The sequence below is a fragment of the Hamadaea flava genome (genome assembly GCF_024172085.1).
Classification (GTDB): domain Bacteria; phylum Actinomycetota; class Actinomycetes; order Mycobacteriales; family Micromonosporaceae; genus Hamadaea; species Hamadaea flava.
The window spans coordinates 4,748,467-4,773,465 of the sequence record NZ_JAMZDZ010000001.1 but is presented as its reverse complement, the minus strand read 5'-3'; the positions used below and the strand labels follow the sequence as shown (position 1 = coordinate 4,773,465).

The following is a 24,999-nucleotide window of genomic DNA, read 5'->3' as shown; positions in this document are numbered from 1 at the left end:
GCCACTCATCGATGGTTATGGCGGCCTTGTCGGGGCCCCTCAGTCGTCGGACGTGCGGCTGTCCAGATAGTGCCGGACTCGCCAGCCAACGCTCGGCGAGCCGGCGGTGTCGACCGCGGCCAGCAGCAGGCCGCCGAAGATCGCCAGGTTCTTGGCGAACTGCACGATGTCGGTGTCGTACTGGGCCTTGGTCTGGGCCGCCCAGAACGGATGGCCGGCGACCGTCGTCGGGATCAGCGTCCCGGCGAGCAGCGCCGCGGCCGGCCGTGGGGCGGCGCCCGAGGCCAGCAGGAGGCCGCCGGTCACCTGTGCGGCGCCGTTGACCCGGATGAGCGTCTCCGCATTGGCAGGGATGCGCTCGTCGACCTTGTTGAGCAGAGGCGTCACCCGATCGGTCACCGGACGCGCCCGCTGCACGAGACGCTCCGGCCGCAGGACTGCCTTCGCGCCGGAGAAGATGAAGACTCCGCCCAGCAGGGCTCGGGCGATACCGCGTACGGGTGCCATGGGGTTATCTTGCCCCAATTCGGGCATTCGCGCTCGACTAACGGCGGCCTGGCCTCGACCTTGCTGCGGCGCTCCGGCGGCTTCGGGGTCTGGTGGGCTTCGGGGTCAGACCGGTTTGAGGCAGAGGACGAAGTCCAGCTCGGTGTCGAGCGGGCTGTCGTAGGAGTAGTTGTATTCGTAACCCTCGATCTGGGCGCACACCTTGTCGGCATCGGTCACGCCCTCGAAGCGGGCGAGGACGGCATACGCCCCGGCGGCGCAGCTCACCAGGCGCAGGACGGGCTCGGCCTCGGTGCCGTCGTTGATGAGGCAGTCCCCAGCGCGGGCGAATCGGGCGCCGACCGCGCCGGCGGTGACGGCGTGCGTACCGGTGACGCCGATCGGCGGGGTGGGCTGGCCGTCCGGCGTCAGCGCCACGACCGTGAGCGCAGCCGCTCCCAGCACCGCGAGCACCCCCGCCACGATCATCAGCGGCCGGTTCGGTCCGTTCACGGCCCTTCCTCCTCACTAGGCACGCCGTCGCGCAGACAGTATCGTGCCGCCGTGTCCTCCACCTCGGTCGCGCTGAGCGGTCTCGCCGGCGGCGTCGGCGGTCTGCTCACCGCCTGGCCCGCGTACCGGTTCAGCGTGCCGTGGGGCGAGCCGTCCCGCACCGCCTGCGCCGGCTGCGGGTCCGGCATCACCAGTTGGGTACGCCTGAAGCATCGGTGCGCCGGCTGCGGCACGGCATCGGCCGTCCATCCGGTGTGGACGGCGTTGGCGGGCGCGGCCGCCTTCGCCCTGCTCGCCTGGGCGCTTCCGGTGTCGTTCCTGCTGCTCGCCTGCCTCTTCGTGGCGGCGATGGGCGTACTGATGTCCGTGGTGGACCTGAAGGTGCAGCGGCTGCCCGATCCCCTCATGCTCGTGACGTTCGTCGGCACCGCCGTTCTGCTCACCCTGCACGCCGTGGCCACGGGCACCTGGCCCGAGTACGCCCGGGGCTGGCTCGGCGGCCTCGCGCTGCTGCTGGCGTACCTGGTGTTCGCGGTGTTGCCCGGCGCTCCGATGGGACTCGGCGACGTCAAGCTGGCGGGCGTACTGGGGTTGGTGCTCGGCTACCTGGGCTGGCCCGCGGTGGTCTTCGGGGCGATCCTGCCGTTCCTGGTGAACGCTCCGTTCGCCGTGGTGGCCCTCATTCGGCGCGGCCGCAAGGCCCGATCGCCGTTCGGCCCGGCCCTTCTGCTGGGCTGGCTCGCCGCCGTGGTGCTCGCCGCTCACCAATAGCGGCAACGGATTTACGCCGTTCGCGGGAGCGGTGTCGCGAAGTCGACTCGGTCGCTCAGCCTGCTCTCAGTCCCCTCGCGGGCTGTCTTATTTGCCCGCTTTGATGCCGATATTCGGCGGCACTGCAAACGTTTACTCACCTGATTGGCTGGCATCAATGGTTGATCCGGGGTCAGCCGTTCCGCCAGTACGCCCCACTGTGCGGAGTCGGCGGGTAACGGGTCGCCTGACTGACGGCGCGGAGCCGGAAGCGCAAGCTCCGTGACAGTCGGCGCAGTGCCGATGATGTCTCCACAATGTCCGGTCAGCCCTTCTCGCCGGACCTCCTAGGGGGTGCTCCCGCACATGCTCAAGCTCTACTCGAAGGCCCGCGCACTGTGGCTGACCCGGGACGAGGGTGCGACGGCCGTCGAATACGGCCTCATCGTCGCGCTGATCGCCGCCGTCATCGTCGTCGCCGTGACGACGCTCGGCGACACGATCCGGGACACGCTGAACGGCATCGCCGACGACATCAAGGGTGGAACGCCGTAAGCCCGGCTTGACGGACCGTGCGGGGCGTGGGGCGCCCCGCACGACCATGTCGGGCGTAGCCAGAACCGGGGGGCGGATCGGTGGGGGCTGAGCAGAAAGTCGAGCATGAGAACACAGTTCATGGCACGGTGCGTCCTGGCCGGGATCGCCGCACGCCGCCGGGTGGCGGACCGCGGCGCCACCGCAGTGGAGTACGCACTGTTCATGGCCCTGGTCGCGGCAGTGATCGTCGGGGCGGTCGCCGCCTTCGGACAATCGATCATCGGGTTGTTCACGACCGCGGAGGGCGTCTTCCCGTGAGCCGGTGGCGGGCGGATCGCGGTGCCTCGGCGGTGGAGTTCGCCATCGTGGTGCCGCTGCTCCTGCTGATCGTCTTCGCCACCGTCGACTTCGGCCGGCTCGTCCACGCTCAGATCAAGGCGACCGAGGCGGCCCGCGAGGGCGCCCGGGCGGCGGCCGTCGCCGGACCCAGCACCGTCCGCTCCGCCGCCGCCTCGAATCGCGCCCGCGAGGTCGACTCCCGGATCCGGGTCGTGTCGCCGAGCACCTACTGCGATCCGCCCTACACCGATGAAGAGGACGCCACCGTCCACACCGAACTGGACTTCGACTGGATCACCCCGGTCGGCAGCATCGCCGCCCTCTTCGGCGGACCTTTCACCGACGGCGTGACGGTCACCGGCAAGGGCGTCATGCCATGCCGCGCCTGACGAGCGTGCGTACACGGCTCCGCCGCCGCCTGCGTCGCGACGAGGGCGGGGTGGCGGTCCTCGTCGCTCTGCTCACCGCGACCGGAGTGCTGCTCGCCGGGGCCGCACTCGCCGTCGACGTCGGCCAGCTGTACGCCGAACGCGAGGAGCTCCAGTCCGGGGCGGACGCGGTCGCGCTCGCGGTGGCGATCGACTGCGCGGCCCGCCGGCCCACCGAGTGCACCGATCCGAGCGCCGCCGAGACCAAGTACGCCAACGGCAACGCCAAGGACCGGCTCACCGACGTTCAGGAGATCTGCGGCAGCACGGACGTACGCACTGGTAGAAGCCTGTTGCCGCGCTGCCGGGGCGGCTACCCCGACAATCTGACCGCCTGCCAGGGCCGGTCGCTGCCGCCGAACACCCTCGGCTATGCCGAGGTGCACACCCGGACGCTGACGAACGACTCCGACCGGTACGTGCTGTCGCCGACGTTCGCCCGGGCGGTCGCCGGCTCCAGCGCCGGCACCACGGTCGGCGCGTGTTCCCGGGTCGCCTGGGGTGCGCCCATGACCGGGCTGGCGATGACCGTGTGCGAGCGCCGCTACAACCAGGCCACCAGCTCCAGCACGCGCTACGGCCAGGCCCCGCCGACGCTGCCCAGCACGTCGTTCGAGGCGAAGTTCAGCTTCAACACCTCCGGCTCCGGCGGCGGGAGCGGCAGCGGGACGCCTTCCTGCTACACCGGCCGGGGCGACTGGTGGGACGCCGACGGCGAGGCGAGCTGGCTGCGACCGTCGGCGGCGACGGGCTGTCAGAGCTCGGTCAGCTCGGTCCGAACGCTGCGTAACACCACACCCGGCGGATGCGCGAGCGTCTTGAGCTACGCCGTCGCCAACCGCATCCCGGTCGCCGTGGGCATCTACGACGGGCAGCGCGTCGGCCGCAGCGGCGGCCGATACGTCCTGAAGGGCGTCGCCGCCTTCGTCATCACCGGCTACAACATCAAAAACGTGGGCTCCGCCCCATCGTGGCTGACCGGCACCCAGTGCCTGGGGACGGACTGGTGCGTCCTCGGCTACTTCACTCGTGGCGTCACGCCGATGTCGGCGTGGAACGGCCAGTTCAACTCGGCGACCGGCCTCGGCGCGGTCATGGTCAAGACGGTCGGCTGACCGCAGGCAGAGATAGGAAACGCAGACAATGACGCGCCGCATCGTTGGCATCCTGATCGCGATCGTCCTCGCCGTCGTCGGCACCGGTGCGGTGTTCGCGTACCTCATCGCGACCAAGAACTCCGTGGCCGCCGGGCAGGAGGCCGTGCACGTCCGGGTGGCCAAGGTACGCATCCCGGCCGGCACCACCGGCGCGGTCATCCGGGACCGGGGCATGACCGAGGACGTCGTGATGCCGAAGTCCTCGCTGCCCGAAGACGTCATGCAGGACATCTCGATCGACCTCGACAAGCTCGTGGTGACCGCCGACGTCCAGGCTCGCCAGCTGCTCCTCAAGGGCATGTTCGGCCAGGCCACGAAGCTGTCGGGCGGTATCGCCGTACCGGAGAAGATGCTGGCGCTGAGCGGCAAGTTCGACGTCGAACGAGAGGTCGGCGGCTTCGTCCGGCCCGGTTCCACCGTCGCCGTCTTCGCCACCTGCGACATCCTCGACGCCGAGTTCAAGAAGAAGTACGACCAGAACCGCCGCCGGTCCATGGTGCTGCTGCCGCGCATGGAGGTCCTCGCGGTCGGTGCGTACGGCGAGGGCGGGCAGACCTCGACGCAGACGGCCGAGCAGCGTACACAGCTCGACGCCGACGGCAAGGTCACCCTTATCGTGACAATCTCCGCAAACCAGGACGACGCCACGAAGTTCGTCCACGCCACCGACATGGGCTGCGACCTGACCCTGGCTCTACTTACCGATTCGTCGGTCGTTGAGGTCGGTAAGGCGATAGACAACGGCGTACCGCTGAACTGATCCTCGCCTGGACACATGCGACCGCGAAGGGCGAACAGGCCATGACCATCGTCTACGAACAGTGGCAGCAGCAGGCGAAACAGCTCGCGACCCTGTTCGGCATCGAAGAGACCCACGTCGTGTCCACGGCGGATTCCCTGGTCGAGCTGGTGAACACCGAACGGGCCGAGCAGCTGGTGGTGCTCGGCCCGAGCACTCCCCTGGCCGAGGCGGTCGGCTTCTCCGAACAGTGCCGGGTGCGGCGGCCGACCCTCGGCGTCGTGCTGCTGCGCCAGCATCTCGACGTCAACGTCATGACCGAGGCCATCCGAGCCGGCGTACGCGAGGTCGTGGACGCCAACGACCCCGCCGCGATCCTCGCCGCGTGCGCGCGATCGCAGGATCTGTCCCGGCAGCTGGAGGCCAAACCGAAGCTCAACGGCCAGACCGTCCCGTCGGCGCGTACGCCCGAGGACGGCCCGGAACCGATGGGCGGGCAGGTCATCACGGTCTTCGCCGCCAAAGGCGGGGTGGGCAAGACGACGACCGCGATCAACCTGGCGGTGGCGCTGGCCGACGGCGGCCGGCACAAGGTGTGCCTGATGGACCTCGATCTCGCCTTCGGCGATGTCGCGATCCTCACCCAGCTGAGCCCGGAGCGGACCATCGCCGACGCCATCCCGGTCGCCGACCGGATCGACGAGACCGGGCTGCGCTCGCTGCTAGCGCCTTATCGCAGCGGGCTGGACGTGCTGCTCGCGCCGGTGCAGCCGGCCGCCGCCGAGGACATCGGCCGGCAGCTGATCAGCGATCTCATCCAGCTCGCCCGCGACGCCTTCGAGTACGTCGTCATCGACACCGCGAGCGCGTTCTCCGAGCAGATGCTCGCCGCGCTCGACGCCACCCACCACTACCTGCTCGTCACCACGCCGGAGATCCCGTCGCTGAAGAACACGCGGGTGACCCTCGACATGTTCGACCTGCTCGACTACCGCAAGGCGGCTCGCACTCTGGTGCTCAACCGGGCCGACTCCAAGGTCGGGCTGAGCAGCGGCGACGTCGAGAAGATCGTCCGCATGCCGATCGTCGGGTCGATCCCGTCCAGCCGGGACGTCCCGGTCGCGGCCAACGCGGGGGTTCCGCTGACGGTGTCGAGCCCCAGTCATCCGGTGAGTCAGGCGTACAAGGATCTGGCGACCCGGCTGTTCCTGAACCCGAACGTGGCGGACTTGCAGAAGCGCAGCCGGTTCGGCCGAGGAAGGGGTTAGGTCCGATGAGCCTGCAGGATCGGCTCGGCCAGCGCAACGGATCGAGTGCCGGCGTACTCCAGGAACGGCTGGCGGCGGCGGGTGAGGCGGCGGCCGCGTACGCCGCACCGGTGTCCTCGATGCCGATTAGCTCGGTCGTCTCCAACGTGCGACGCAACCAGCGGCGGGCGTACGACCCGTTGGCGGCGGTGCGCCGGCGGGCGCACGAGGCGCTGCTGGAACTGTTGGGACCACAGCTTTACGAGACGGTCGCCGACGACGAGGAGCTGGCCCGCCGAGTCCGCGAGGCACTGCCCGACGTCCTGGCCCAGGAGGAGACGGCGCTCACGGCGGGCGACCGCGCGTTGGCGTACCGGCAGATCATCGACGAGATCTTGGGCCACGGCCCGATCGAGCCGATGCTCCGCGACCCGTCGATCACCGAGATCATGGTGAACGCCTGGGACCGCGTCTACATGGAGCGCGAGGGCCGGCTCTTCGAGGCGGACGTCGCGTTCATGGACGAGCAGCACCTGCGGCGCGTCATCGACAAGATCGTGGCTCGCGTGGGCCGGCGCGTGGACGAGTCGAGCCCGATGGTCGACGCGCGGCTGCCCGACGGTTCCCGGGTGAACGCGGTGGTCCCGCCGATCGCCTTGGACGGTGCGGCGCTGACGATCCGGAAGTTCTCCGCCGAACCGTTCAGCATCACCGATCTCATGCGGTTCGGGACCCTGCATCCCCAGGTCGCGGACTTGTTGCGGGCGTGCGTGCAGGGCCGGCTGGACATCGTCGTCTCCGGCGGTACCGGCACGGGTAAGACCACGCTGCTCAACGTGGTCTCGTCGTTCCTGCCCACCGAGGAACGCATCATCACCATCGAGGACTCGGCCGAGCTGCGCCTCGCCCAGGACCACGTGCTGCGGATGGAGGCCCGGCCGCCGAACTTCGAGGGCCGGGGCGAGGTCACCATCCGCGACCTCGTCCGCAACGCGCTGCGTATGCGGCCGGACCGCATCGTCGTCGGCGAGGTCCGCGACGGCGCGGCCCTGGACATGCTGCAGGCCATGAACACCGGCCACGACGGCTCACTGACCACAGTGCACGCTAACTCCCCGCGCGACTCGATCGCCCGGTTGGAGACCATGGTGCTCATGGCAGGCATGGACCTGCCGGTACGCGCGATCCGGGAGCAGATCGCCTCGGCCGTCGACGTCATCGTGCACCTGAGCCGGCTGCGCGACGGCACGCGCCGGATCACGCACATCACCGAGGTCGTGGGCATGGACGGCGAAGGCGTCGTCACGCAGGACCTGTTCACCTTCGATCACCGCGCCGGGTTCGATCAGAAGGGCCGTCACCTGGGCCAACTGCTGGCCACCGGCGTACGCCCGAAGTTCTTGGAGTCGCTCGCCGATCGGGGCGTCGTCGTCGACCCCGTGATCTTCGGCGAGCCCGAAGGGATGTGACATGCGCCGTCTCGCGCTCCTCACCGGCGGTCTGGCCGGCGTGCTGACGCTGCTCGCCGCCGGTCCGGCGTACGCGGAGCCGCGGCTGAGCGCGTCGTCCGTGCGGCAGGAAGCCGGTCTGGTCGAGTTCTACCTGACCGGTTCGGATCTGCCGTCGGGCAACGCGTTGTCGCAGGACACGCTGACCGCCCAGGTGGACGGCCGAGCCGTCCCGCTGACCGCGGCGCCGGTCGGGCAGAGTCAGGGCCGCGCCCTGCGCCGGGCCGTCGCGCTGGTCATCGACACGTCCGGCTCGATGAACGGCGAGCCGCTGTCGGCCGCGAAGTCGGCGGCGGCCTCCTTCCTCAGCGCGCTGCCTGCCGACATCCAAGTCGGCGTGGTCACCGCCGGCTCCCCGGCCCTCGTCGTCGTCCGGGCGACCGCCGACCGTACGCGTGCCCGATCCGCCGTCGCGGGGGTGCAGGCCAAGGGCGAGACCGCGCTCTACGACGCCATACGCGCGGCAGCGGACGTGCTCAACGGTCAGTACGACGAGAAGCGCATCGTCGTGCTCTCCGACGGCGCGGACACCGCTTCCTCCGTGGGCTACGAGGACGCCCGGAAGGCCGCGGGCGCGATCCCGGTCGACACCATCGCCTTCAAGACGCAAGAGGCCACCGCGGCCGTTCTCGCGAACCTGTCCCAGGCGACCGGGGGGAAGGCGTACCGGGCGGGCGATCCGCAGGCGCTCACGGGTGTGTTCACCCAGGCGGCCGGCGCGTTCTCGGCGCAGTTGCTGGTCCGCGTCACCATTCCGCCGGAGCTGCAAGGCAAGGACGGCACGCTGGTGATCTCGGCGAAAGCCGGGACCGGCACGGCCGCCACCGACATGCGGCTGTCGTTCGTCCCGGATACCCGAAAGGCCACCCCGCTCGTCGGCGTACGCTCCGGCGGCATCCCCGACTGGATGCTCTACTCGCTGCTGGGCGTCATCTTCGTCGGCCTGCTGATCGCGGGTGTGCTGCTGATCGGGCCGCTGCTGACCGCCGACGCCCGGCGGCGCCGCTTCGCTCAGGTCGAGCAGTTCTCGACGAGGTCCGGCCCGGCTCCGCCGCCCCCGGTCGAGGCGGACACCGCGATCGCCCAGACCGCGTTGCAGCTCTCGCAACAGGTGATGCGCCAGACCAATGTGGAAGGCCGGTTGGCGCGGCAGATCGAGCTGGCGTCGCTGCGCATGCTGCCGCACGAGTGGCTGCTGCTGCGCCTGGGCGCGGTGGCTGTCGGCGCGCTGCTCTTCGCGCTGCTGTTCGTGCCGTGGTGGATCGGGATGGTGCTGGGCGCCCTCGCCGGATGGGGTGCGACCGCGGTCTACCACCGTGTCCGGGCCGGCCGCCGGGCCACCGCCTTCGCCGCCGGGCTGCCGGACGCCCTGCAACTGGTGATCGGTTCGCTGCGCTCGGGCTTCTCGCTCGCGCAGGCGGTCGAAGCTATGACGCACGAGATCGGCGGCTCGATGCAGGCCGAGTTCGGGCGGGCGCTGGGCGAGGTCCGGCTGGGCGCCGAGATCGAGGACGCGCTGGAGCGGGTGGGTCAGCGGATGCACAACAAGGACTTGGCCTTCGCCGTCGTCGCCATCAAGGTGCAGCGGGAGGTCGGCGGCAACCTCGCCGAGGTGCTCACCACGACGGTCAACACGATGCGGGAACGAGCCACCCTCCAGCGGCAGGTCAAGGCGCTGTCGGCGGAGGGTCGGCTGTCGGCGTACGTGCTCATCGGCCTGCCGTTCGCGGTCCTGCTGTACATGCTCGCGGTGAAGGGCAGCTACCTGTTGCCGCTGGTGGAGACCCCGATGGGGATCGCCATGTCGGTCGGCGGGGCGGTGCTGCTCGGCATCGGCATCGCGTGGCTGCTCAAGGTCGTCAAGGTGGAGGTCTGAGATGATCGACGTCATCGCGCTGTCCGGCCTGGGGGCGATCTTCCTCGCGATCGTGCTGGCGGTGTCCCTGCTGATCGCCACGTCGAGCCGGCGTGACAACGTGGCGAAGGCGATCGAGTCCATCGACCGCATGTACGCCCCTGGCACCGCGCCGCCCAGCAGTACCGCCACGTCGAGCGACCGCAACCTGCCCCCACTGGGCCAGCGCATCGCGGGACTCGGCCGGACGCTGACACCGCATCGCGCGGTCAGCCGGCTGCAGAAGTGGCTGGACTACGCCGGGAACCCGCCGGGCTGGCCGGCCGAGCGGCTCATGGAGATGCAGGGCATCGGACTACTCGGCGGCGCGGTCATCGGGTTCTTCTTCGGCCTGTTGGTCAGCGACTCGATCCCGTGGATCGCGGTCTGGACGATCCTGGGCACGGCGGCCGGATTCTGGCTGCCGTTCGTCATCGTCTACGACATCGGACTGCGGCGGCAGACCGCGATCCGCCGTCAGCTGCCGGACGCGCTGGACCTGCTCACTCTCTCCGTCGAGGCCGGTCTGGGCTTCGACGCGGCGGTCGCCCAGGTCGCCGGAACGCTGCCCGGCGAGGTCGGCCGGGAGTTCGCCCGGATGCTGCACGAGATGCAGATGGGTCAGCGGCGGGCCGACGCGTTGCGAGCGCTCGGATCGCGTACGTCGGTGCTGGAGCTGCGGACCGTCGCGACCGCGCTGCTGCAGGCCACCGAGCTGGGTATCCCGATCGCCGACGTGCTCCGCGAACAGGCCCGGGAGATGCGCGTCAAGCGGCGGCAGTACGCGGAGGCGGCGGCGGCGAAGGTCCCTGTGAAGGTGGTCTTCCCACTGGTGTTCTGCTTGCTTCCGGCCCTGTTCGTGGTGGTGATCGGGCCCGGGGTGATCCGGATCTTCGAGTCGTTCGTCGGCTAGCCCGCGCTCGGCGGGCCGGCCGTCAGAGCAGGTCGTGCTGCGCGGCGACGATCAGCGCCTGCGCCCGGTTGTGGACGCCGAGCTTGTCATAGAGCCGCGCGACGTAGGTCCGCACTGTCGACTCGGTCAACCGCAGCTGGCTCGCGATCGAGGCGAGCGACGAGCCGGTGTTGAGGTGCCGCAGGATCTCCTCCTCGCGCGGGCTCAGCGCGGCGGCGCGCGCGCGCCGGCGTGCCAGGGCCGCGGCCAGGTTGGGCGCGGTGAACGAGGCCGGGGCGACCGCCGCATGGCGTACTGCCGACATCAGCAGCTCGACGGTGGCGGTGCGGGGCAGGAACGCCGACAGCCCGGCTTCGAGCGCCCGGAAGATGTAGTCGTCCTCGGCCGGGCCGGTCAGGACGATGCCCAGGTGGGGGTGCTCCGCGCGCAGCTTCACGGCGAGTTGGACGCCGTCGCCCTCCGGCAGATGCGTGTCCACCGCGACCACGTTGGGCGACAACGCGTTCACCAGCTCGACGGCTTCGTCGGGGCTGGTCGCCTGGCCCACCAGAGAAATGTCCGGGTACGCCGAGACCGCCGCGGCGTATCCGAGCCGAGCCAGCGTTACGGCGTCGACGGTGACCAGTCGGACCGACATCCCCACGTCCCTCCAGGTCGTTGTCCCGTGAACATCATGAAATCCTGGGAATACCCTGCCTCATCCGGTGCGGTTACGCCAGTCCTGCCCGCATCGGACAACTCCGCTAAAGCAACCGCAACTGCTGGTCGCGACGGCGTACCGGGGCGGTGTCGCCCAACCATTCGAGCAGGCCGGCGTCGATGGTGTCGAGGAACGGCGTCGGGCTGGCCTCACGCTCGGAGCCGTACCGGAATCGCTTGGCCGCGTGGGTCAGGTACAAGCGCCGCTGCGCCCGCGTGATGCCGACGAAGAACAACCGGCGTTCCTCCGCCTCGGCGGCGGTCTGCTCGTCCGGGGTCAGCCGGGTGGCGGCGCCCGGTAGCCGGAGCGGCAGCAACCCGTTCTCGCAGCCGGCGAGGAACACCACCGGGAACTCCAGGCCCTTGGCGGCGTGCAGGGTGAGCAGCGTGACCGCCTCGGCTCGCGGGTCCAGCGCGTCGACCTCGGCTCCGGTGGCCAGCTCGGTGAGGAAGGTCTCCAGGCCGGCCTTCTCACAGCGCCGGGCCAGCGGCGTCAGCAGGTCGACCGCCGCCCACAGATCCTCGGGGCTGAGCGTGCTGTCCAGCGCCGGACGTTCGGCGAGCACCTGAGCGGCCTGCTTCATCCGACTGATCAAGTTCGGCTCGTCGCCCTGGGCGAGGCGCATCTCGGCCGCGATGGCGCTGACGGCGGGCCGGTCCCGCAGCCGGTCGTGTGAACGCTTCTGCACAGGGATTCCCGCGCGCTGCAACGCGTCGACGATCGTGGCCGCCTGCGCGTCGGTCCGATAGAGGACGGCCACATCGGTGAAGGAGACGGTGACCGACTGCACCCCCCGGGTGTCGGCCTTCGACCGGTGTGACACGCCGCCGACCAGTTCGTCCACCGTACGCGCGATGAACTCGGCCTCCTCGGCGGCAGATCCGGCGGCGTACCGGCCGATGAGAGGCGCCTCGGGGTCGACCTTGGCCGGATCGAGCCGCCGTCCCGGCACCAGCGACGTCGGCGCGATCGCCTGCACCGCCGCCGCGATGATCGGCGCGGACGAGCGGTAGTTGCGGGTGAGCCGGACGAGCCGGGCGTCGGTGAAGTCCTTGGCGAATCGCAGGAAGTACTGGACGTCCGCGCCGCGGAAGGAATAGATCGCCTGATCGGGATCGCCGATGGCGCACAGGTTGCCGTCGGCCGGGACGAGCAACCGCAGCAGCTCGTACTGGTCTTCGTCGACGTCCTGATACTCGTCGACGAAGACCCATCGCCACCGGTTGCGCAGCGAGTGGGCCAGATCGGGCTTGGCGCGCAGCAACTTGACGAGGCGTGGCACCAGGTCGTCCAGCGTCACGCCGTGTGCGTCCGGAGTCTCGGCGATGACCAGCGACTTGTCCTGCTCGCGGAGCAGTGACAGGGCCAGCGCGTGGAAGGTGGAGACGGTGACGTCGCCCGACACCGGACCGAGCAGCGCCTTCAGGCGTTCCCGCAACTCCTCGGCGGCTCGCCGGGTGAAGGTGATCGCCAGGCACTGCTCCGGGAAGACGTGCATCTCCGCGCACAGGTACGCGATCCGGTGGGTCAGCGTACGCGTCTTGCCGGTGCCCGGACCGGCGACGATGAGCAGCGGGCCACCCGGCGCGGAGGCGGCCACCCGTTGCATGGCGTCGAGCCGGTCGAGCAGTCCGGTGCCGACCTCTTCCATCCCGGCCAGCATCGGCTCGAACGGCTCGTGCGGGGAGACCGGCGGCGGTGGCGGCGGGGACACCACCGGCGGCGGGCTGGAGACCGGCCGGGACACCGGTTCGCGACTGGCCCGGGGCGTACGCTGCTTCGGCGCGGGCACCCGGGTGACCGGTACGACGGGCACCTCGAAGAGGGCGTCGGCCGCACCCAACTCGCCGGGATCGAAGAGCCGGATCACGCCGTACTCCCCGTCGTAGCCGGGAATGCGCCGGACCTCGCCGGCCCGCAACCGGCGGATCGCCTCCTGGAGGTCGGTGCCCCCGGCCGCGCCGATCTGGTCCAGCGGCGCCTCCCGGAGGATGTGCAGCTCCGGGCCGATCGCGGCGACCAGCGCCGCCGCCTTCGTCTCGACCGTCCGGCTCTTCGGGCCGACCCCGGCGATCTCGCCGAGGATCTCGGGCAGCTGCACGAGATGTTCGACCCGCACCTCAGGCGTGGTCGGCGGCGCGACCCGGTCGGCCAGTTCCTCCACCCGGGCGAGTACGCCGACGGTGACGGCCTTGCCGCACACGCTGCACGCGCCCCCGGCCGCGCGGGTCTGCTCCGGTGTCCAGTTGACGCCGCAGGCGCGGTGTCCGTCCCCGTGGTACTTGCCCTCCTCGGGGAAGAACTCCACCGTCCCCACGAGTGCGCTGCGGTCGCGGAGCCCGTCCCGGACCGCGAAGTAGTCCAGCGGACCACGCAGCAGCGTCGCCTCTCGGCCCAGGGCCGGCGGCGAATGGGCGTCCGAATTGGAGACGAGGGCGTACCGGTCGAGCGAGGAGACCCGCCAGTTCATCTCCGGGTCGCTGCTGAGCCCGGTCTCGACGGCGAAGATGTGCTCGGCGAGATCCTCGTAGCAGTCGGCTATCTGGTCGTAGCCGCTCTTCGAGCCGAGCGCCGAGAACCATGGCGTCCAGATGTGCGCAGGGACCAGGTACGCGTCAGGGTCGGCCTCCAGCGTGATCTCCAGCAGATCGCGGCTGGGCAGCCCGAGGATGGGCCGCCCGTCGCTGGCGAGGTTGCCGACCCGGCCGAGGCGAGTGGCGAACTGTTCGGCCGCCGCCAGGGACGGCAGGTAGATCAGGTGGTGGACCTTGCGCGTACGCTCGCCGGCCTTGTAGATCGTGGAGATCTCGACGCTGAGCAGGAATCGCGCGCTGGGGCGGGCCGCGAGCACCGGGGGCAGCCGCCGGTTGACGTCCGCCTCGAGGTCGGGATTGAGCCGATAGAGGCCGGGCTCGGCCTCGACCAGCGCCTCGTGCAGGTGCTCCCGCCAGGCCGGATGCGTGATGTCGCCGGTGCCCAGCAGCGCGATCCCCTTGCGGCGGGCCCACCACGAGAGATTCGGCAGGTCCAGGTCACGGCTGCAGGCGCGGGAGTAGCGGGAGTGGATGTGCAGATCCGCGACCCACGAAGGGGCGATAGGGTCTGTCGCGAGCGGGGGCACGCGGTGAATCCTGGCATGCGTGCGCGGTGCCGCGCTCGCCGCCACACCGGCTCGTGAGATGTCTGACTACCGGCAGCCACCGCGTGGGCGAAGCGTCACGGAGCGCGCAACTCCACGAGCGTGATGTCCGGCGGCGCGCCGACCCGGACGGGCGGCCCCCAGAATCCCGCGCCGTTGGTCACATAGATCTGCGTCCCGTCGATGGTGTCGTAGCCGCTCACGACCGGTTGCTGCAACTTCACCGCCAGATTGAAGGGCGCCATCTGGCCGCCGTGGGTGTGCCCGCTCAGCTGGAGGTCGACGCCGTGCTTGGCCGCGTCGTGGACCTGGATCGGCTGATGCGCCAGCAGCACGACCGGTTTGGCGGGATCGCGCCCGTCGAGCGCCTTCCCGAAGTCCGGCCCGTCGTCGAAGCCCGCGCCGGTCACGTCGTTGACGCCGGCCAGGTCCAGGCCGCCCGGCAGCTCCACCCGCTCGTTACGCAGCGGCTTCAGCCCCAGCTCGGTGACCTCCTGAATCCACTCCTCGTAACCGGAGTAGTACTCATGGTTGCCGGTCACGAAGTAGGCGCCGTGCTTGCTGCGCAACAGCCGGAGCGGCGCGGCGTCGTCGCCCAACTGCGCGACCGTGCCGTCGACCAGGTCGCCGACCACGGTCACGATGTCGGCGTCGAGACTGTTGATCATCTCGACGATGCGCTCGGTGTGCTTGCGCCCGGCCAGCGGCCCGAGATGGATGTCGGAGACCAGCGCGACCCGGTAGCCGTCCATCGCGCGCGGCAGTTTGGCCAGGGCGATCTCCCGCCGCTTCAGCATCGGCCGGCCCAGCGCCTGGGTCACCCCGAAACCCACGGTCCCGGCCGCGACGACCCCCGCGGTGATCGCGACCGTGCGCGCCACGAACAACCGCCGGCTTTCGCCCTGAGGGGTACGCCCACCGGGGCGGTCGTCGTCGGTGGCTTCTTCGGCCGGAGCTGCCGCGGCGGCGAGCGCGCCCGCGTCGGGCGCCTCGCGACGGTCCCGCGACCCCACCCGCTTGGCGACGAACGCCGGAATCTCCAGCACGGCCAGCGTCACGAGCAGGTAGAACATGACGGCGAGCCAGAGGTAGCCGATGACGGCCAGCCAGTCCAGGTCGGCGTCGAGCCGGGTGAGCACGAGGGCTCCGATGAGGACGACGAGCGCCGCCACCACGAGTCCGGTGCCGATCCGGCGCGCCCGGCCGGGTCGCGTGGTGCTGCGTACCAGGCGGAACCAGAGGTAGTAGTGGATGGCGGCGGCGACGCCGAGCGCGAAGATCAGGAAGAACGCCATCTGGGCCACGCTCAGCCGCCCGCGAACGGGGGCAGCACGTCGAGCGTGCATCCGGCCGGGAGCGGCTCGTCCCGGTCTCGCCAGGCGGTCCCGTCCACGAGGAAGCTCGCCGCAGAGAGGACCTTGGCGAGCTGCGGAAGGGACGTCGCGGTCAACTCCGCGACGCTGCTCCCGTCGGGCAGCTCGGCCTGGGTCACCCCGGCCGCCGCCCGAGCCCCGGCGAAGTAGCGAACCGTGATCACTCAGCCTCCGATCGCTGACATGCCCCGCGCGGGCTGCAAGAAGTCTGGATTGTCGATGCCGTGCCCGGCGCGCTTGAGCCACATCGCGCGCCGCCAGCGCTCGGCCAGCTCGGCGTCGTCGGCGCCGCCCCGCACCGCGCTCCGCAGGTCGCTCTCCTCGGTCGCGAACAGGCAGTTGCGGATCTGCCCATCGGCGGTGAGCCGGGTGCGATCGCAGTCGCCGCAGAACGGGCGGGTGACGCTGGCGATGATGCCGACCTTGGCCGGGCCGCCGTCGACCAGGAAGGTCTCGGCCGGTGCGCCCGCCCGGGGGCTCGGATCCGGCGTCAGATCGAACTGCCCGGCGAGCGAGGCCTGGATCTCGTCGGCGGTGATCATCTGCTCGCGCGACCAGCCATGCTGGGCGTCGAGCGGCATCTGCTCGATGAACCGCAGCTCGTAGCCGTGCGCGACGGCGAAGCGCAGCAGCTCCGGCGCCTCGTCCTCGTTGATCCCGCGCAGCAGGACGGCGTTGAGCTTGACCGGGGTCAGCCCGGCCTCGGCCGCGCCCACGATGCCGGCCAGCACCGCCGCGTGCCGGTCCCGGTGGGTGATCTGGGCGAACCGGTCGGCCCGCAGCGTGTCGATCGAGACGTTGACCCGATCGAGGCCGGCCGCGGCCAATCCGTCGGCCAGCCGGTCAAGCCCGATGCCGTTGGTGGTGAGGGCCAGGTGCGGCCGCGGGCGCAACGACGCCGCGGCGGCGACGATCTCGGTCAGGCCGGGACGCAGCAGCGGCTCGCCGCCGGTGAAACGAACCTCCGTGACCCCGAGCCGCTCGACGGCCACGGTGATCAGCCGGATGATCTCGGCGTCGCTGAGCATCTCCGCCTTGGGCAACCAGGGCAGCCCCTCCGCCGGCATGCAGTAGGAACAGCGCAGATTGCAGCGATCCGTGAGCGAGACGCGCAGATCGGTGGCGCGCCGCCCGAAGCGGTCCAACAATCCGATGGTCACCGTTCGACGGTAACGCGAGAGTGTGTCAGGACGACGCACCGCCCCGGCGCGCGTCCGCCCTGTGGGCTTCGAGCAGCGACAACGGGCGCGCCCTGTGGATAACCCGGGTTATCCACAGCATGATCCACAACGCTCGACCCTCGCCCGGCCCACCGAGATCCTGGGCGCATGACGCCGACGCTGACCCTGCGGAACCCCGCCGACCTGGCCGCTGCCGTCCCCTACCTGCTGGGCTTCCATCCGGCCGACAGCCTCGTGGTCGTCGGTCTCCGGGACGCCACCGTCGCCGTGGTCCAACGCTGGGATCTCGACGCCGACGCGCTCGGCCTGGCCGCCGCGATCACCGAGGTGCTCGGCCGAGCCCCGGTCGAGGCGGTGCTGCTGGCGGCGTACGGCGAACTCGCCGCGGTCGGCCCGGTGCTGGAGCGCGTACGCGATCGACTGCCGGTCCCCTTGCTGGCGGCGGTTCGGGTGACCGGGGACCGCTGCTTCTGCGCCTCCTGTGAGCAGTGCACTCCGCCAGACGGCTTCCCGTTCGACGCGGCGGCGAGCCCGGTACCCGCCGAGGCCACCGTGGCCGGATTGACCGCGCTGCCCGACCGGGATTCGCTGCGGGCACAGGTCGCCCCGGTCACCGGCCCGGCCGCGCGGACGATGAGCCGGGCGGTCGACCGGGCCGGCCGGCGGCTGACCCGGCTGATCCAGCGCGCCTGGGACAACGGCGTCCGGGACGGCGTACCGGCCATCCGGGCAGCGGGCTTCCTGGCGGTCGACGCCGCACTCGCCGCCGGGCGCCGGGGCGTACGCCTGACCGACGAGCAGATCGCCTGGCTGACGCTGCTCCTGCAGTCACTGCCCGTCCGGGACCGCGCCTGGGAGAGCACTGATCACGAGGCCTGGCAGCTGAGCCTGTGGACGGACGTCACCCGGCGAGCCGATCCCGAGCTGGCCGCGCCGCCGGCGACGCTGCTCGCCTTCGCCGCCTGGCGCGACGGCAACGGGCCGCTGGCCGGGGTGGCCCTGGACCGGGCGCTCGCCGCCGACGAGGACTACTCGCTGGCCGCGCTCATCCGTGACGCCATGCTGCGCGGGTTGCCCGGCTCGACGCTGGGCCGCTGGCCGAACCAGCGCGACCTCAGCCAGCGGGACCTCAGCATTCGGCGCGGCCGGTTTCCCGAACCGGACGCGGGAGCCTAACGTCTTCGGAGTGGACTTCGCCTTCCTCCGGGAGCATCCGCATCTGCTGCCGACGTTCCTGACGCATCAGCGCATCCGGGAGACGCCGGTCGGCGGCGGGTCGATCAGCAGCGCCTCCCGGCTCACCCTCGACGACGGAACCTCGCTGTTCGCTAAGACCTGGCCGCACCCGGACGGCCCGCCGCCGGGCTTCTTCGACGCCGAGGCGAGCGGTTTGACCTGGCTGCGGGCGGCGGGCGCGACACCGGTGCCCGAAGTGATCGTGGCGCTGCCCGAGCTGCTCGCGCTGGAGTGGGTCGAGCCAGGCGAGCCGACGGAGTCGGGCGCCGCCCGGTTCGGCCGCGAACTCGCCCGGCTGCACGCGGCCGGGGCGGATTCGTTCGGCGCACCCTGGCCGGGCTACATCGGATCCCTGCCGATGGACAACACGCCCAGCGACGGCCCCTGGAGCACCTGGTACGCCGCCCGCCGGCTGCTCCCGTACGCGGTGCTCTCCCGCGAGAGCGGCGCTCTGGACGGCGGCGACGTGGCCCGGATCGAGCGCCTGGCCGATCGGCTCGGCGACTTCGACCCCGGCGAACCGCCCGCGCGGCTGCACGGGGACCTCTGGCCCGGCAACGTGCTGTGGGACCAGTCCGGTCGCGGGTGGCTCGTCGATCCGGCCGCTCACGGGGGCAACCGGCTGACCGACCTCGCCTGCCTCGGGCTGTTCGGTGGGGTCGCCTACCTCGGGGTCGTGCTGGAGGCGTACGAGGAGGAGTTCCCGCTGCCCGCCGGGTGGCGTGGGGTGCTGCCCTGCCATCGACTCTTCCTGATGCTGGTGCACACCGCCCTCTTCGGGGGCGGCTACCGCTCGGCCGTGCTCGCCGAGCTGGACGAACTCGGGTTCTGAGCGGCCAGCCGTCGCGCCAGGTCGAGATCCGCCGGGGTGTCGCAGTCGAGGTACTCCGGTAGCCGCGCTTGCGCGGGGGGCACTTCCGCTGTGCGTACTGGATAGAGATCACGGACTCGGGGCGACGCGGTCGTGAGCGCCGCTCTCAGCGCGCCCACGCGCCAGCACGCGACGAGATGCTGGCGGCGGCCCTCGGCGTCGAGCAGCACGGCGGCCTCGGCGTCGGCCAGCGCCGTCCGGAGCGTGCGGACCGTGCCCGCGGTGAGGAAGGGCAGGTCGGCGGCCAGGATCGCGACTGTCTCGACGTCGTCGGGCAGGAGTGCGACTCCGGCGCGGAGAGCGGGCACCGGACCGCTGCCCGGCGGATCCTCCACCGTGACCACGACGTCCCCGGGAAGGTCCCGCACCGTCCCGACCACGATGCGGACCTGGGCATCCGCGACTGCGACCAGGACGCGGGCGACGAGAGCGCTGCCCCCGACGTCGAGCGCCGGCTTCGCGACCCCGCCCAGTCGCCGGGCGGCCCCTCCGGCGAGCACGATCGCGGCGAATGTCATATGGCTAACAGTACGGAGCCGGGGGGAGGCTCTCGGCCGAGCCGCCAGAAGTGCAATCAGTCGACTACTAACCATGGGATGCCACAGACGATATTGGCGTGGGTAGGGTGGCGGGGACTGGATCGGAGGCCCGTCATGACCGAGTTCCATCTGCTGGACGAACCCACCACGTCCGACCTGGCCGCGAAGGTGACCCAGGCGTGGCGGGACTTCGCCGGCGCGCTGGCGGAGGCCCTGCCGACGCTGCCGCCGAAGTCGGAGCTCTTCCTGACGGTCGACCCGACCGCCTACGGGACCGGCGACGTCGTCTACTCGGTCGGCGTGACCGTCGGCGAGGACAACGTCCTCTCGGCGATGGCCGTCGGCAACGGCCTGCTGCCCACCGGCTACAAGCTCGACCGGAACGCCGTCGCGGCGATGATCGAGCTGGGCTGGTCGCCGCCCGGCGTCATCCCGGGCTCCCGCGAGCACTTCGGCCAGACCGCCACGTCGGAGCTCGCGCCGCAGCTGGCCGTGACGCTGACCCGGACGCTGCGCGACGTCTACGGCGCCCCGCATCCGGCGTTCGTCGTCTACGGCGCGCGGGACGACGAGGAGGAGTCGATCACGCTCACCGGCCTGGGCACCGCCCGGCCGGAGTCCTCACTCGCCCTCTCGGAGGCCGACCTCGACCTCGCCGACGGCGAGGATCCGGACGACGACGGCCTCGACCTCGGCGAGCGCGTGCGTACGGTGGTCGCGGCGCTGCTCAAGACCACCCCGGAGGAGCTGACCGTCGACCAGGACGGCGACATCGGCATCCGGGCGGGATCGGCGATGGTCTTCGTGAAGGTCCGGGACAACCCGCCCCTGATCGACGTGTTCTCGCCCCTGCTCACCGAGGTCGAGCCGAACGAGCAGCTGTTCGTACGCCTCTCCGAGCTGACCAACCGGATGCCGATCGGCCGGCTCTACTGCACGAACGGGACGGTGTGGGCCTCGGTCCCGGTGATGGGCCGCCGCTTCCAGGCCACCCACCTCGTGCTGGCGATCCAGGTCATGACCGGCCTCGCCGACGAACTCGACGACCGGCTGCAGGGCGAGTTCGGCGGCAAGCGCTTCTACAGCGAGGGCGACAAGCCGGCGCTCCCCGAGCGCACCGGCATGTACCTCTAAGCCCTACGGCACCGGGTTCTCGACCAGCCGGGACAGCACGATCATGCTGTGCGTACTGGTGACGAAGGGTTCGGCGCGCAGCCGTTCGAGCGCCTGCTCCAGGTGAGCGATGTCGGCCGCGCGCAGATGCACGAGCGCGTCGGCCCGCCCGGAGATCGTGTACGCCCCGACGACCTCGGGATGCCGCCGAGCCGCCACGGCGATCTGCGCCGGGGTGGTCCGGCCGGTGCAGAAGAGCTCGACGAACGCCTCCGTCGTCCAGCCGACCGCGGCCGGATCGACCACCGCGGTGAACCCCTTGATGACCCCGGCCGCGCGCAGCCGGTCCACTCGTCGTTTCACCGCCGGAGCGGACAACGACACGATCGCGCCGATCTCCGCGTACGAGGCTCGGGCGTCTGACACCAGCGACGCAATGATTCGCTTGTCGACCTCGTCAAGCTGCAACGTTTCGCCTCTCAGACGCATGAATAACGGCTTTTCGCGTCCCCAAGCCCTCCTTACTGTAGGTGAGCGTGATCTACCTGATGAGCCCGCCCGAGCACTTCCTCGTGGCATACGAGATCAACCCGTGGATGCGCGCCGACCAGCCGGTCGATCGTGATCGTGCGGTGCGGCAGTGGGACGCCCTGCGGACGGCGCTGCTCGACCTGGGCCATCACGTGCACGTCCTGCCGTCGGTGGCCGGGCTGCCCGACATGGTCTTCGCGGCCAACGGAGCGTTCAGCGTCGACGGGATCGTCTACGGCGCCCGGTTCAAGTACGCCGAGCGTTCCGCCGAGGCCGACGCGCACCGCGCCTTCTACGAATCCGCCGGCGGCTGGAAGTTCGTCCCGCCGACCCAGATCAACGAGGGCGAGGGCGACTTCGCGTACCTGCCAGGGCGCGGCCTGATCCTGGCCGGGCACGGCTTCCGGACGGAGACCGCCGCCCACGCCGAGGCGCAGGAGGTGCTCGGCCGCCCGGTGGTCTCGCTGCGCCTGGTCGACGAGCGGTTCTACCACTTGGACACCGCACTGGCGGTCCTCGACGACCAGCGGATCACCTACTATCCGGGCGCCTTCTCGGCCAGCTCCCAGCGGGTGCTCGCCCAGCTCTTCCCGGACTCGGTGCTGGCGGACGAGGCCGACGCCCTGGCCTTCGGTCTCAACCTGGTCAGCGACGGGCACAACGTCCTGGTCAACACCGAGGCGACGGCGTACGCCGACAAGCTGACCGCCGCCGGGTACCACCCGGTGCCGGTCGACCTCAGCGAGCTGAAGAAGGGCGGCGGCAGCGTCAAATGCTGCGTGGCCGAACTGCGCGCCGCCTGATCCGCTAGCCGAGCGTCGCCAGACTCCGGACGGTCACGTTCGCCAGCTTGGGGCCGTCCTTCATCACCCGGCGCAGATACCACTTCTGCAACGGCGTACGCGTCTGGTTGAAGGCGATCGTGCCCCGGGGACTGGTGATCTGCCCCAGCCCGCCCAGCTTGGCGTTGATCAGGTCGCGGGACGGCTGCGCCTCGCCGCACGCGCGGATCGCCTTGTCGAGCGCCTGTGCGGCGTCCCAGCCGGCCACGGCGTACGACGAGGGGGTCCGCCGCACGGTGCTGCGGAAGCGGGACGCGAACAGCTGATTGGTGGCGTTCGACAGGTCGGCCGAGTAGTTCATCGCCGTGTAGATGCCCGTCGCCGTCTTCTCGCCGAGGCTGCTGATCGCGCCGTCCAGCGCCGTGCCCTCGGTCAGGTCGCCGGGTGCGTAGAGCTCGGCGTCCACTCCGGCCGCCCGCAGCGCCTTGATGAACGAGAACGCGGTCGGCCCGGTCAAGGCGCAGAAGACCGCGTCGGGGTCGATCCCCTCGATCGCCGACACGATCGAGGTGACGCTCTGCGTACTGGTCTTGAAGACGCGGCTCTTCTCGATCGCCTTGGCGTATCCCTCGTGGAATCCGGCGACGGCGTCGGTGCTGGTGAGTTCGGCGGACCCGACGATCGCGACGCTCGCCCCGATGGCCTGCAGGTAGCGGCCGAGCGCGACGCCCGGCTCCTTGCCCACATAGGACGAACTCCAGATCCACAGTACGCTCTGCAGCGCGTTGGGGTTCTGGTGTGCGCTGATCAGCGGGATGTGCGCGTTCTCCACCGTGTCGCGGATGGCCAGCAGCGTCTCCGGCTGTGCCACGCCCGCGATCGCTGAGACGCCCTTCTTGATGAGGCTCTCGACCGCGGCCTTGGTCTCCGCCGGCTTGTCCCGCTCCTCGGCCTGCACTATCGAGATGTCGTAGGTGCCGAACGGCTGGTTGAGGTCGGTGTAGAGCTTGAATCCGTCGTAGATGTCCGAGCCGATCGCCTTCAGCTCGTCGGTCTGCGGGATCAGCAGGCCGACCGAGATCGTCCCGGTCGGGCCGCCGGCCGAACCAGCGCTGTCGCAGGCGCTCAACGCGCCTGCGGTCAACCCGCCGACGGCGAGGCCGCCCAAGGCACGCAAGGCGCTGCGACGTGGGATGAGAGGCTTGCCGATCTCACTCACTTGTCCTCCAAGCGCGGTGCCCTCCAGAGGACCCGGCGAGCAAAGTCCACTTCGGCGTTCTACCGGTCAAATCCCACTAGGTCAATGCTTGATCATCGAACCGTTATCGAAGACCGGTTCCGATACGTCCCCGGACGGTGCGTCCCCCGATGTGATAGGCATGAGGGGTCGAGCCGGCGAGCGCGGAGGATTCATGGCTGAGGAACGGGCAGAAGACCGCAACGACGACCGGGCCACCGTGGTGGTCGTCGGGCCGGACGGGCGTCCGGTCGGCACGGTCGAGGTGCCCCAGGGCGAGGGCGGCGAGTCGGTCGAGGAAGACCCGGCGCGACTGGTCGAGCAGCCCGCCAAGGTCATGCGGATCGGCAGCATGATCAAGCAGCTGCTGGAGGAGGCCCGGTCCGCCCCGCTCGACGAGGCGGGCCGTCAGCGTCTCGCGGAGATCCACCGGCGGTCGATCGTCGAGCTGGAGGACGGGCTGGCCCCGGAGCTGCGCGACGAGCTGGAGCGGCTGTCGCTGCCGTTCGACGCGCAGAACACGCCCAGCGTGGACGAGCTGCGCATCGCGCAGGCCCAGCTCGTCGGCTGGCTGGAAGGGCTCTTCCACGGCATCCAAGCGACCCTGGTCGCCCAGCAGATGGCCGCGCGCATGCAGTTGGAGCAGATGCGGGGCGGGCAGCAGCCGCGGGCGCTCCCGCCGGGCCTGACGCTGCCGGCGACGGGCCAGCAGCAGCCGCCGACGGGCGATGCCCGGGGCACCGGCCAGTACCTTTAGCGGCTCCATCGGCGGGCGCTGTCGGGCGGGCGACAGGAACGGTAGGACAATTGTCCTGTCGAACTCAGGATCGGCGCGTCTGAAACCGGGGCTCGCGCCCGCCTACCGTCGATCTCATGACGGACGCACTGAAACTGACCGGGGTCACGAAGGACTTCGGCTCGGTGCGGGCGGTCGACGGTATCGATCTGTCGATCGCCCCTGGGGAGACGGTGGCTCTGCTCGGCCCGAACGGCGCCGGCAAGTCCACCACGATCAACATGATGCTCGGCCTGCTGGAACCGAGCGCCGGCACGGTCGAGGTGTTCGGGACCAACCCGCACAAGGCCGTACGCGCCGGCCGGATCGGCGCGATGCTGCAGGACGCGGGCTTCGTGCCGAACGCGACCGTGCGGGAGCTGGTCGAGCTGGCCCGCTCGATCTACCCGAAGCCGCTGCCCACCGGGCAGATCCTGCAGACGGCCGACCTCACCGACATCGCGAACCGGCGGCTCGACAAGCTGTCCGGCGGCCAGGCGCAGCGCGCCCGGTTCGCCTTCGCCCTCGCCGGCAACCCCGATCTGCTGGTGCTCGACGAGCCGACCTCGGCCATGGACGTGGCCAGCCGCCAGGCGTTCTGGGCGACGATGCGCTCGTACGCCGAAGGCGGCCGGACGGTGCTGTTCGCCACCCACTATCTCGCCGAGGCCGATGACTTCGCCGACCGCGTGATCGTGGTCGCCGGCGGCCGAATCATCGCCGACGGCAGCGGTGCGCAGATCAAGAAGGCCGTCTCCGGGCGTACGGTGAGCTTCGATCTCGACGGCGACGGGACGGTTGGACTCGACCGCTTCCCCGGGGTGACCGCGGTCGACATCCGGGGCGACCGTGCCCTGCTCCGCAGCGACGACTCCGACGCGACCGTACGCGCCCTGGTGACCAGCGGGCGGGCCTTCGCCAACCTCGAAGTGGCCGGAGCCGGCCTCGAGGAGGCATTCCTCGCCCTGACCAGCAACGACCACCTGACCAGCACCGCCTCGGAGGCCTGAG

General features: G+C 70.8%; 26 protein-coding genes. 16 read left to right on the top strand and 10 right to left on the bottom strand.

The annotated features are described in order from the left end of the window. Positions 1 to 39 precede the first annotated feature (39 nt). The gene (locus HDA40_RS22610) at positions 40 to 507 is read right to left on the bottom strand and encodes a DoxX family protein (RefSeq protein ID WP_253759111.1); all 468 of its coding nucleotides are present in this window, start codon (positions 505 to 507) and stop codon (positions 40 to 42) included. 105 nt (positions 508 to 612) lie between these two features. Further along, positions 613 to 999: an LppU/SCO3897 family protein gene (locus HDA40_RS22605; RefSeq protein ID WP_253759109.1), complete on the bottom strand. Its 387-nt coding sequence runs from the start codon at positions 997 to 999 to the stop codon at positions 613 to 615. A gap of 51 nt (positions 1,000 to 1,050) precedes the next feature. Here HDA40_RS22605 and HDA40_RS42185 point away from each other — a divergent pair, with 51 nt between their 5' ends. From HDA40_RS42185 to HDA40_RS22555, 10 genes are all read left to right on the top strand, one after another. Continuing rightward, positions 1,051 to 1,770 (top strand): prepilin peptidase, encoded by a 720-nt coding sequence (locus HDA40_RS42185; protein WP_253759107.1) that lies wholly within the window; start codon positions 1,051 to 1,053, stop codon positions 1,768 to 1,770. Between the two features lie 345 nt (positions 1,771 to 2,115). Further along, on the top strand, positions 2,116 to 2,304 hold the full coding sequence (locus HDA40_RS22595) for a Flp family type IVb pilin (RefSeq protein WP_253759105.1): 189 nt from the start codon (positions 2,116 to 2,118) through the stop codon (positions 2,302 to 2,304). A 105-nt stretch (positions 2,305 to 2,409) separates the two neighbouring features. Beyond that, a complete protein-coding gene (locus tag HDA40_RS22590; RefSeq protein ID WP_253759103.1) occupies positions 2,410 to 2,604 on the top strand; it encodes a Flp family type IVb pilin in 195 nt (64 codons plus the stop codon). Then, entirely contained in the window at positions 2,601 to 3,014 is a 414-nt protein-coding gene (locus HDA40_RS22585; RefSeq protein WP_253759100.1) for a TadE/TadG family type IV pilus assembly protein, read from the top strand. Before HDA40_RS22590 ends, HDA40_RS22585 begins: the two co-directional genes overlap by 4 nt. Further along, on the top strand, positions 3,002 to 4,168 hold the full coding sequence (locus HDA40_RS22580) for a pilus assembly protein TadG-related protein (RefSeq protein WP_253759098.1): 1,167 nt from the start codon (positions 3,002 to 3,004) through the stop codon (positions 4,166 to 4,168). The genes HDA40_RS22585 and HDA40_RS22580 overlap by 13 nt, the downstream gene beginning before the upstream one ends. Positions 4,169 to 4,196: 28 nt before the next feature. Beyond that, positions 4,197 to 4,970, top strand: coding sequence for a Flp pilus assembly protein CpaB (gene cpaB / locus HDA40_RS22575; protein ID WP_253759090.1), 774 nt, complete (start codon positions 4,197 to 4,199; stop codon positions 4,968 to 4,970). Positions 4,971 to 5,011: 41 nt separating this feature from the next. Then, a complete protein-coding gene (locus HDA40_RS22570) occupies positions 5,012 to 6,217 on the top strand; it encodes a CpaE/TadZ family protein (RefSeq protein ID WP_253759088.1) in 1,206 nt (401 codons plus the stop codon). A 5-nt stretch (positions 6,218 to 6,222) separates the two neighbouring features. Beyond that, positions 6,223 to 7,665: a TadA family conjugal transfer-associated ATPase gene (locus tag HDA40_RS22565; protein ID WP_253759086.1), complete on the top strand. Its 1,443-nt coding sequence runs from the start codon at positions 6,223 to 6,225 to the stop codon at positions 7,663 to 7,665. A gap of 1 nt (position 7,666) precedes the next feature. Beyond that, the gene (locus HDA40_RS22560) at positions 7,667 to 9,580 is read left to right on the top strand and encodes a VWA domain-containing protein (RefSeq protein ID WP_253759084.1); all 1,914 of its coding nucleotides are present in this window, start codon (positions 7,667 to 7,669) and stop codon (positions 9,578 to 9,580) included. Position 9,581: 1 nt separating this feature from the next. Beyond that, on the top strand, positions 9,582 to 10,511 hold the full coding sequence (locus HDA40_RS22555; RefSeq protein WP_253759083.1) for a type II secretion system F family protein: 930 nt from the start codon (positions 9,582 to 9,584) through the stop codon (positions 10,509 to 10,511). A gap of 22 nt (positions 10,512 to 10,533) precedes the next feature. On the opposite strand, the gene HDA40_RS22550 is transcribed toward HDA40_RS22555, so the two are convergent. The 5 genes from HDA40_RS22550 to moaA form a co-directional block, all read right to left on the bottom strand. Further along, positions 10,534 to 11,148 (bottom strand): response regulator transcription factor, encoded by a 615-nt coding sequence (locus tag HDA40_RS22550; protein WP_253759081.1) that lies wholly within the window; start codon positions 11,146 to 11,148, stop codon positions 10,534 to 10,536. Between the two features lie 106 nt (positions 11,149 to 11,254). Further along, on the bottom strand, positions 11,255 to 14,332 hold the full coding sequence (locus HDA40_RS22545) for a UvrD-helicase domain-containing protein (RefSeq protein WP_253759079.1): 3,078 nt from the start codon (positions 14,330 to 14,332) through the stop codon (positions 11,255 to 11,257). Between the two features lie 95 nt (positions 14,333 to 14,427). Beyond that, positions 14,428 to 15,645: a metallophosphoesterase gene (locus tag HDA40_RS22540; RefSeq protein WP_253759077.1), complete on the bottom strand. Its 1,218-nt coding sequence runs from the start codon at positions 15,643 to 15,645 to the stop codon at positions 14,428 to 14,430. 11 nt (positions 15,646 to 15,656) lie between these two features. Further along, complete coding sequence (locus HDA40_RS22535) at positions 15,657 to 15,887, bottom strand: MoaD/ThiS family protein (RefSeq protein WP_253759074.1); 231 nt, start codon at positions 15,885 to 15,887, stop codon at positions 15,657 to 15,659. Beyond that, complete coding sequence (gene moaA / locus HDA40_RS22530; RefSeq protein WP_253759072.1) at positions 15,888 to 16,883, bottom strand: GTP 3',8-cyclase MoaA; 996 nt, start codon at positions 16,881 to 16,883, stop codon at positions 15,888 to 15,890. It lies immediately after the preceding gene. A gap of 168 nt (positions 16,884 to 17,051) precedes the next feature. Between moaA and HDA40_RS22525 the strand changes: the two genes are divergently transcribed. Together HDA40_RS22525 and HDA40_RS22520 are read left to right on the top strand one after the other, a co-directional pair. Continuing rightward, on the top strand, positions 17,052 to 18,080 hold the full coding sequence (locus HDA40_RS22525; protein ID WP_253759070.1) for a DUF4192 domain-containing protein: 1,029 nt from the start codon (positions 17,052 to 17,054) through the stop codon (positions 18,078 to 18,080). A 10-nt stretch (positions 18,081 to 18,090) separates the two neighbouring features. Beyond that, on the top strand, positions 18,091 to 18,972 hold the full coding sequence (locus HDA40_RS22520; RefSeq protein ID WP_253759068.1) for a fructosamine kinase family protein: 882 nt from the start codon (positions 18,091 to 18,093) through the stop codon (positions 18,970 to 18,972). Here HDA40_RS22520 and mobA read toward each other — a convergent pair. After that, complete coding sequence (gene mobA, locus HDA40_RS22515; protein WP_253759066.1) at positions 18,927 to 19,529, bottom strand: molybdenum cofactor guanylyltransferase; 603 nt, start codon at positions 19,527 to 19,529, stop codon at positions 18,927 to 18,929. The two genes, HDA40_RS22520 and mobA, sit on opposite strands and share 46 nt — an antisense overlap. A gap of 135 nt (positions 19,530 to 19,664) precedes the next feature. Between mobA and HDA40_RS22510 the strand changes: the two genes are divergently transcribed. Continuing rightward, the gene (locus HDA40_RS22510) at positions 19,665 to 20,684 is read left to right on the top strand and encodes a T3SS (YopN, CesT) and YbjN peptide-binding chaperone 1 (protein WP_253759065.1); all 1,020 of its coding nucleotides are present in this window, start codon (positions 19,665 to 19,667) and stop codon (positions 20,682 to 20,684) included. A 3-nt stretch (positions 20,685 to 20,687) separates the two neighbouring features. Here HDA40_RS22510 and HDA40_RS22505 read toward each other — a convergent pair whose 3' ends face one another. After that, positions 20,688 to 21,131, bottom strand: a complete 444-nt coding sequence (locus tag HDA40_RS22505) for an Lrp/AsnC family transcriptional regulator (RefSeq protein WP_253763736.1) — start codon at positions 21,129 to 21,131, stop codon at positions 20,688 to 20,690. A gap of 80 nt (positions 21,132 to 21,211) precedes the next feature. On the opposite strand from HDA40_RS22505, the gene ddaH reads away from it, so the two are divergent. Next, a complete protein-coding gene (gene ddaH / locus HDA40_RS22500; protein ID WP_253763735.1) occupies positions 21,212 to 21,997 on the top strand; it encodes a dimethylargininase in 786 nt (261 codons plus the stop codon). 4 nt (positions 21,998 to 22,001) lie between these two features. Here ddaH and HDA40_RS22495 read toward each other — a convergent pair whose 3' ends face one another. Next, complete coding sequence (locus HDA40_RS22495) at positions 22,002 to 23,195, bottom strand: ABC transporter substrate-binding protein (RefSeq protein ID WP_253759063.1); 1,194 nt, start codon at positions 23,193 to 23,195, stop codon at positions 22,002 to 22,004. A 193-nt stretch (positions 23,196 to 23,388) separates the two neighbouring features. Here HDA40_RS22495 and HDA40_RS22490 point away from each other — a divergent pair, with 193 nt between their 5' ends. Together HDA40_RS22490 and HDA40_RS22485 are read left to right on the top strand one after the other, a co-directional pair. Then, positions 23,389 to 23,970, top strand: coding sequence for a bacterial proteasome activator family protein (locus HDA40_RS22490; RefSeq protein ID WP_253759061.1), 582 nt, complete (start codon positions 23,389 to 23,391; stop codon positions 23,968 to 23,970). A gap of 116 nt (positions 23,971 to 24,086) precedes the next feature. Then, positions 24,087 to 24,998 (top strand): ABC transporter ATP-binding protein, encoded by a 912-nt coding sequence (locus tag HDA40_RS22485; RefSeq protein WP_253759059.1) that lies wholly within the window; start codon positions 24,087 to 24,089, stop codon positions 24,996 to 24,998. The last annotated feature ends 1 nt before the right edge of the window (position 24,999 follow it).

Excerpts from the sequence above, each read along its gene's own strand:
- cpaB (WP_253759090.1), top strand. The coding sequence starts at position 4,197 with ATGACGCGCCGCATCGTTGGCATCCTGATCGCGATCGTCCTCGCCGTC.
- HDA40_RS22540 (WP_253759077.1), bottom strand. The coding sequence starts at position 15,645 with ATGGCGTTCTTCCTGATCTTCGCGCTCGGCGTCGCCGCCGCCATCCAC.
- HDA40_RS22565 (WP_253759086.1), top strand. The coding sequence starts at position 6,223 with ATGAGCCTGCAGGATCGGCTCGGCCAGCGCAACGGATCGAGTGCCGGC.
- HDA40_RS22550 (WP_253759081.1), bottom strand. The coding sequence starts at position 11,148 with ATGTCGGTCCGACTGGTCACCGTCGACGCCGTAACGCTGGCTCGGCTC.
- HDA40_RS22525 (WP_253759070.1), top strand. The coding sequence starts at position 17,052 with ATGACGCCGACGCTGACCCTGCGGAACCCCGCCGACCTGGCCGCTGCC.
- HDA40_RS22570 (WP_253759088.1), top strand. The coding sequence starts at position 5,012 with ATGACCATCGTCTACGAACAGTGGCAGCAGCAGGCGAAACAGCTCGCG.
- HDA40_RS22610 (WP_253759111.1), bottom strand. The coding sequence starts at position 507 with ATGGCACCCGTACGCGGTATCGCCCGAGCCCTGCTGGGCGGAGTCTTC.
- HDA40_RS22555 (WP_253759083.1), top strand. The coding sequence starts at position 9,582 with ATGATCGACGTCATCGCGCTGTCCGGCCTGGGGGCGATCTTCCTCGCG.
- HDA40_RS22560 (WP_253759084.1), top strand. The coding sequence starts at position 7,667 with ATGCGCCGTCTCGCGCTCCTCACCGGCGGTCTGGCCGGCGTGCTGACG.
- HDA40_RS22510 (WP_253759065.1), top strand. The coding sequence starts at position 19,665 with ATGACCGAGTTCCATCTGCTGGACGAACCCACCACGTCCGACCTGGCC.
- HDA40_RS22485 (WP_253759059.1), top strand. The coding sequence starts at position 24,087 with ATGACGGACGCACTGAAACTGACCGGGGTCACGAAGGACTTCGGCTCG.
- mobA (WP_253759066.1), bottom strand. The coding sequence starts at position 19,529 with ATGACATTCGCCGCGATCGTGCTCGCCGGAGGGGCCGCCCGGCGACTG.
- HDA40_RS22490 (WP_253759061.1), top strand. The coding sequence starts at position 23,389 with ATGGCTGAGGAACGGGCAGAAGACCGCAACGACGACCGGGCCACCGTG.
- HDA40_RS22595 (WP_253759105.1), top strand. The coding sequence starts at position 2,116 with ATGCTCAAGCTCTACTCGAAGGCCCGCGCACTGTGGCTGACCCGGGAC.
- HDA40_RS22580 (WP_253759098.1), top strand. The coding sequence starts at position 3,002 with ATGCCGCGCCTGACGAGCGTGCGTACACGGCTCCGCCGCCGCCTGCGT.
- HDA40_RS22590 (WP_253759103.1), top strand. The coding sequence starts at position 2,410 with ATGAGAACACAGTTCATGGCACGGTGCGTCCTGGCCGGGATCGCCGCA.
- ddaH (WP_253763735.1), top strand. The coding sequence starts at position 21,212 with ATGAGCCCGCCCGAGCACTTCCTCGTGGCATACGAGATCAACCCGTGG.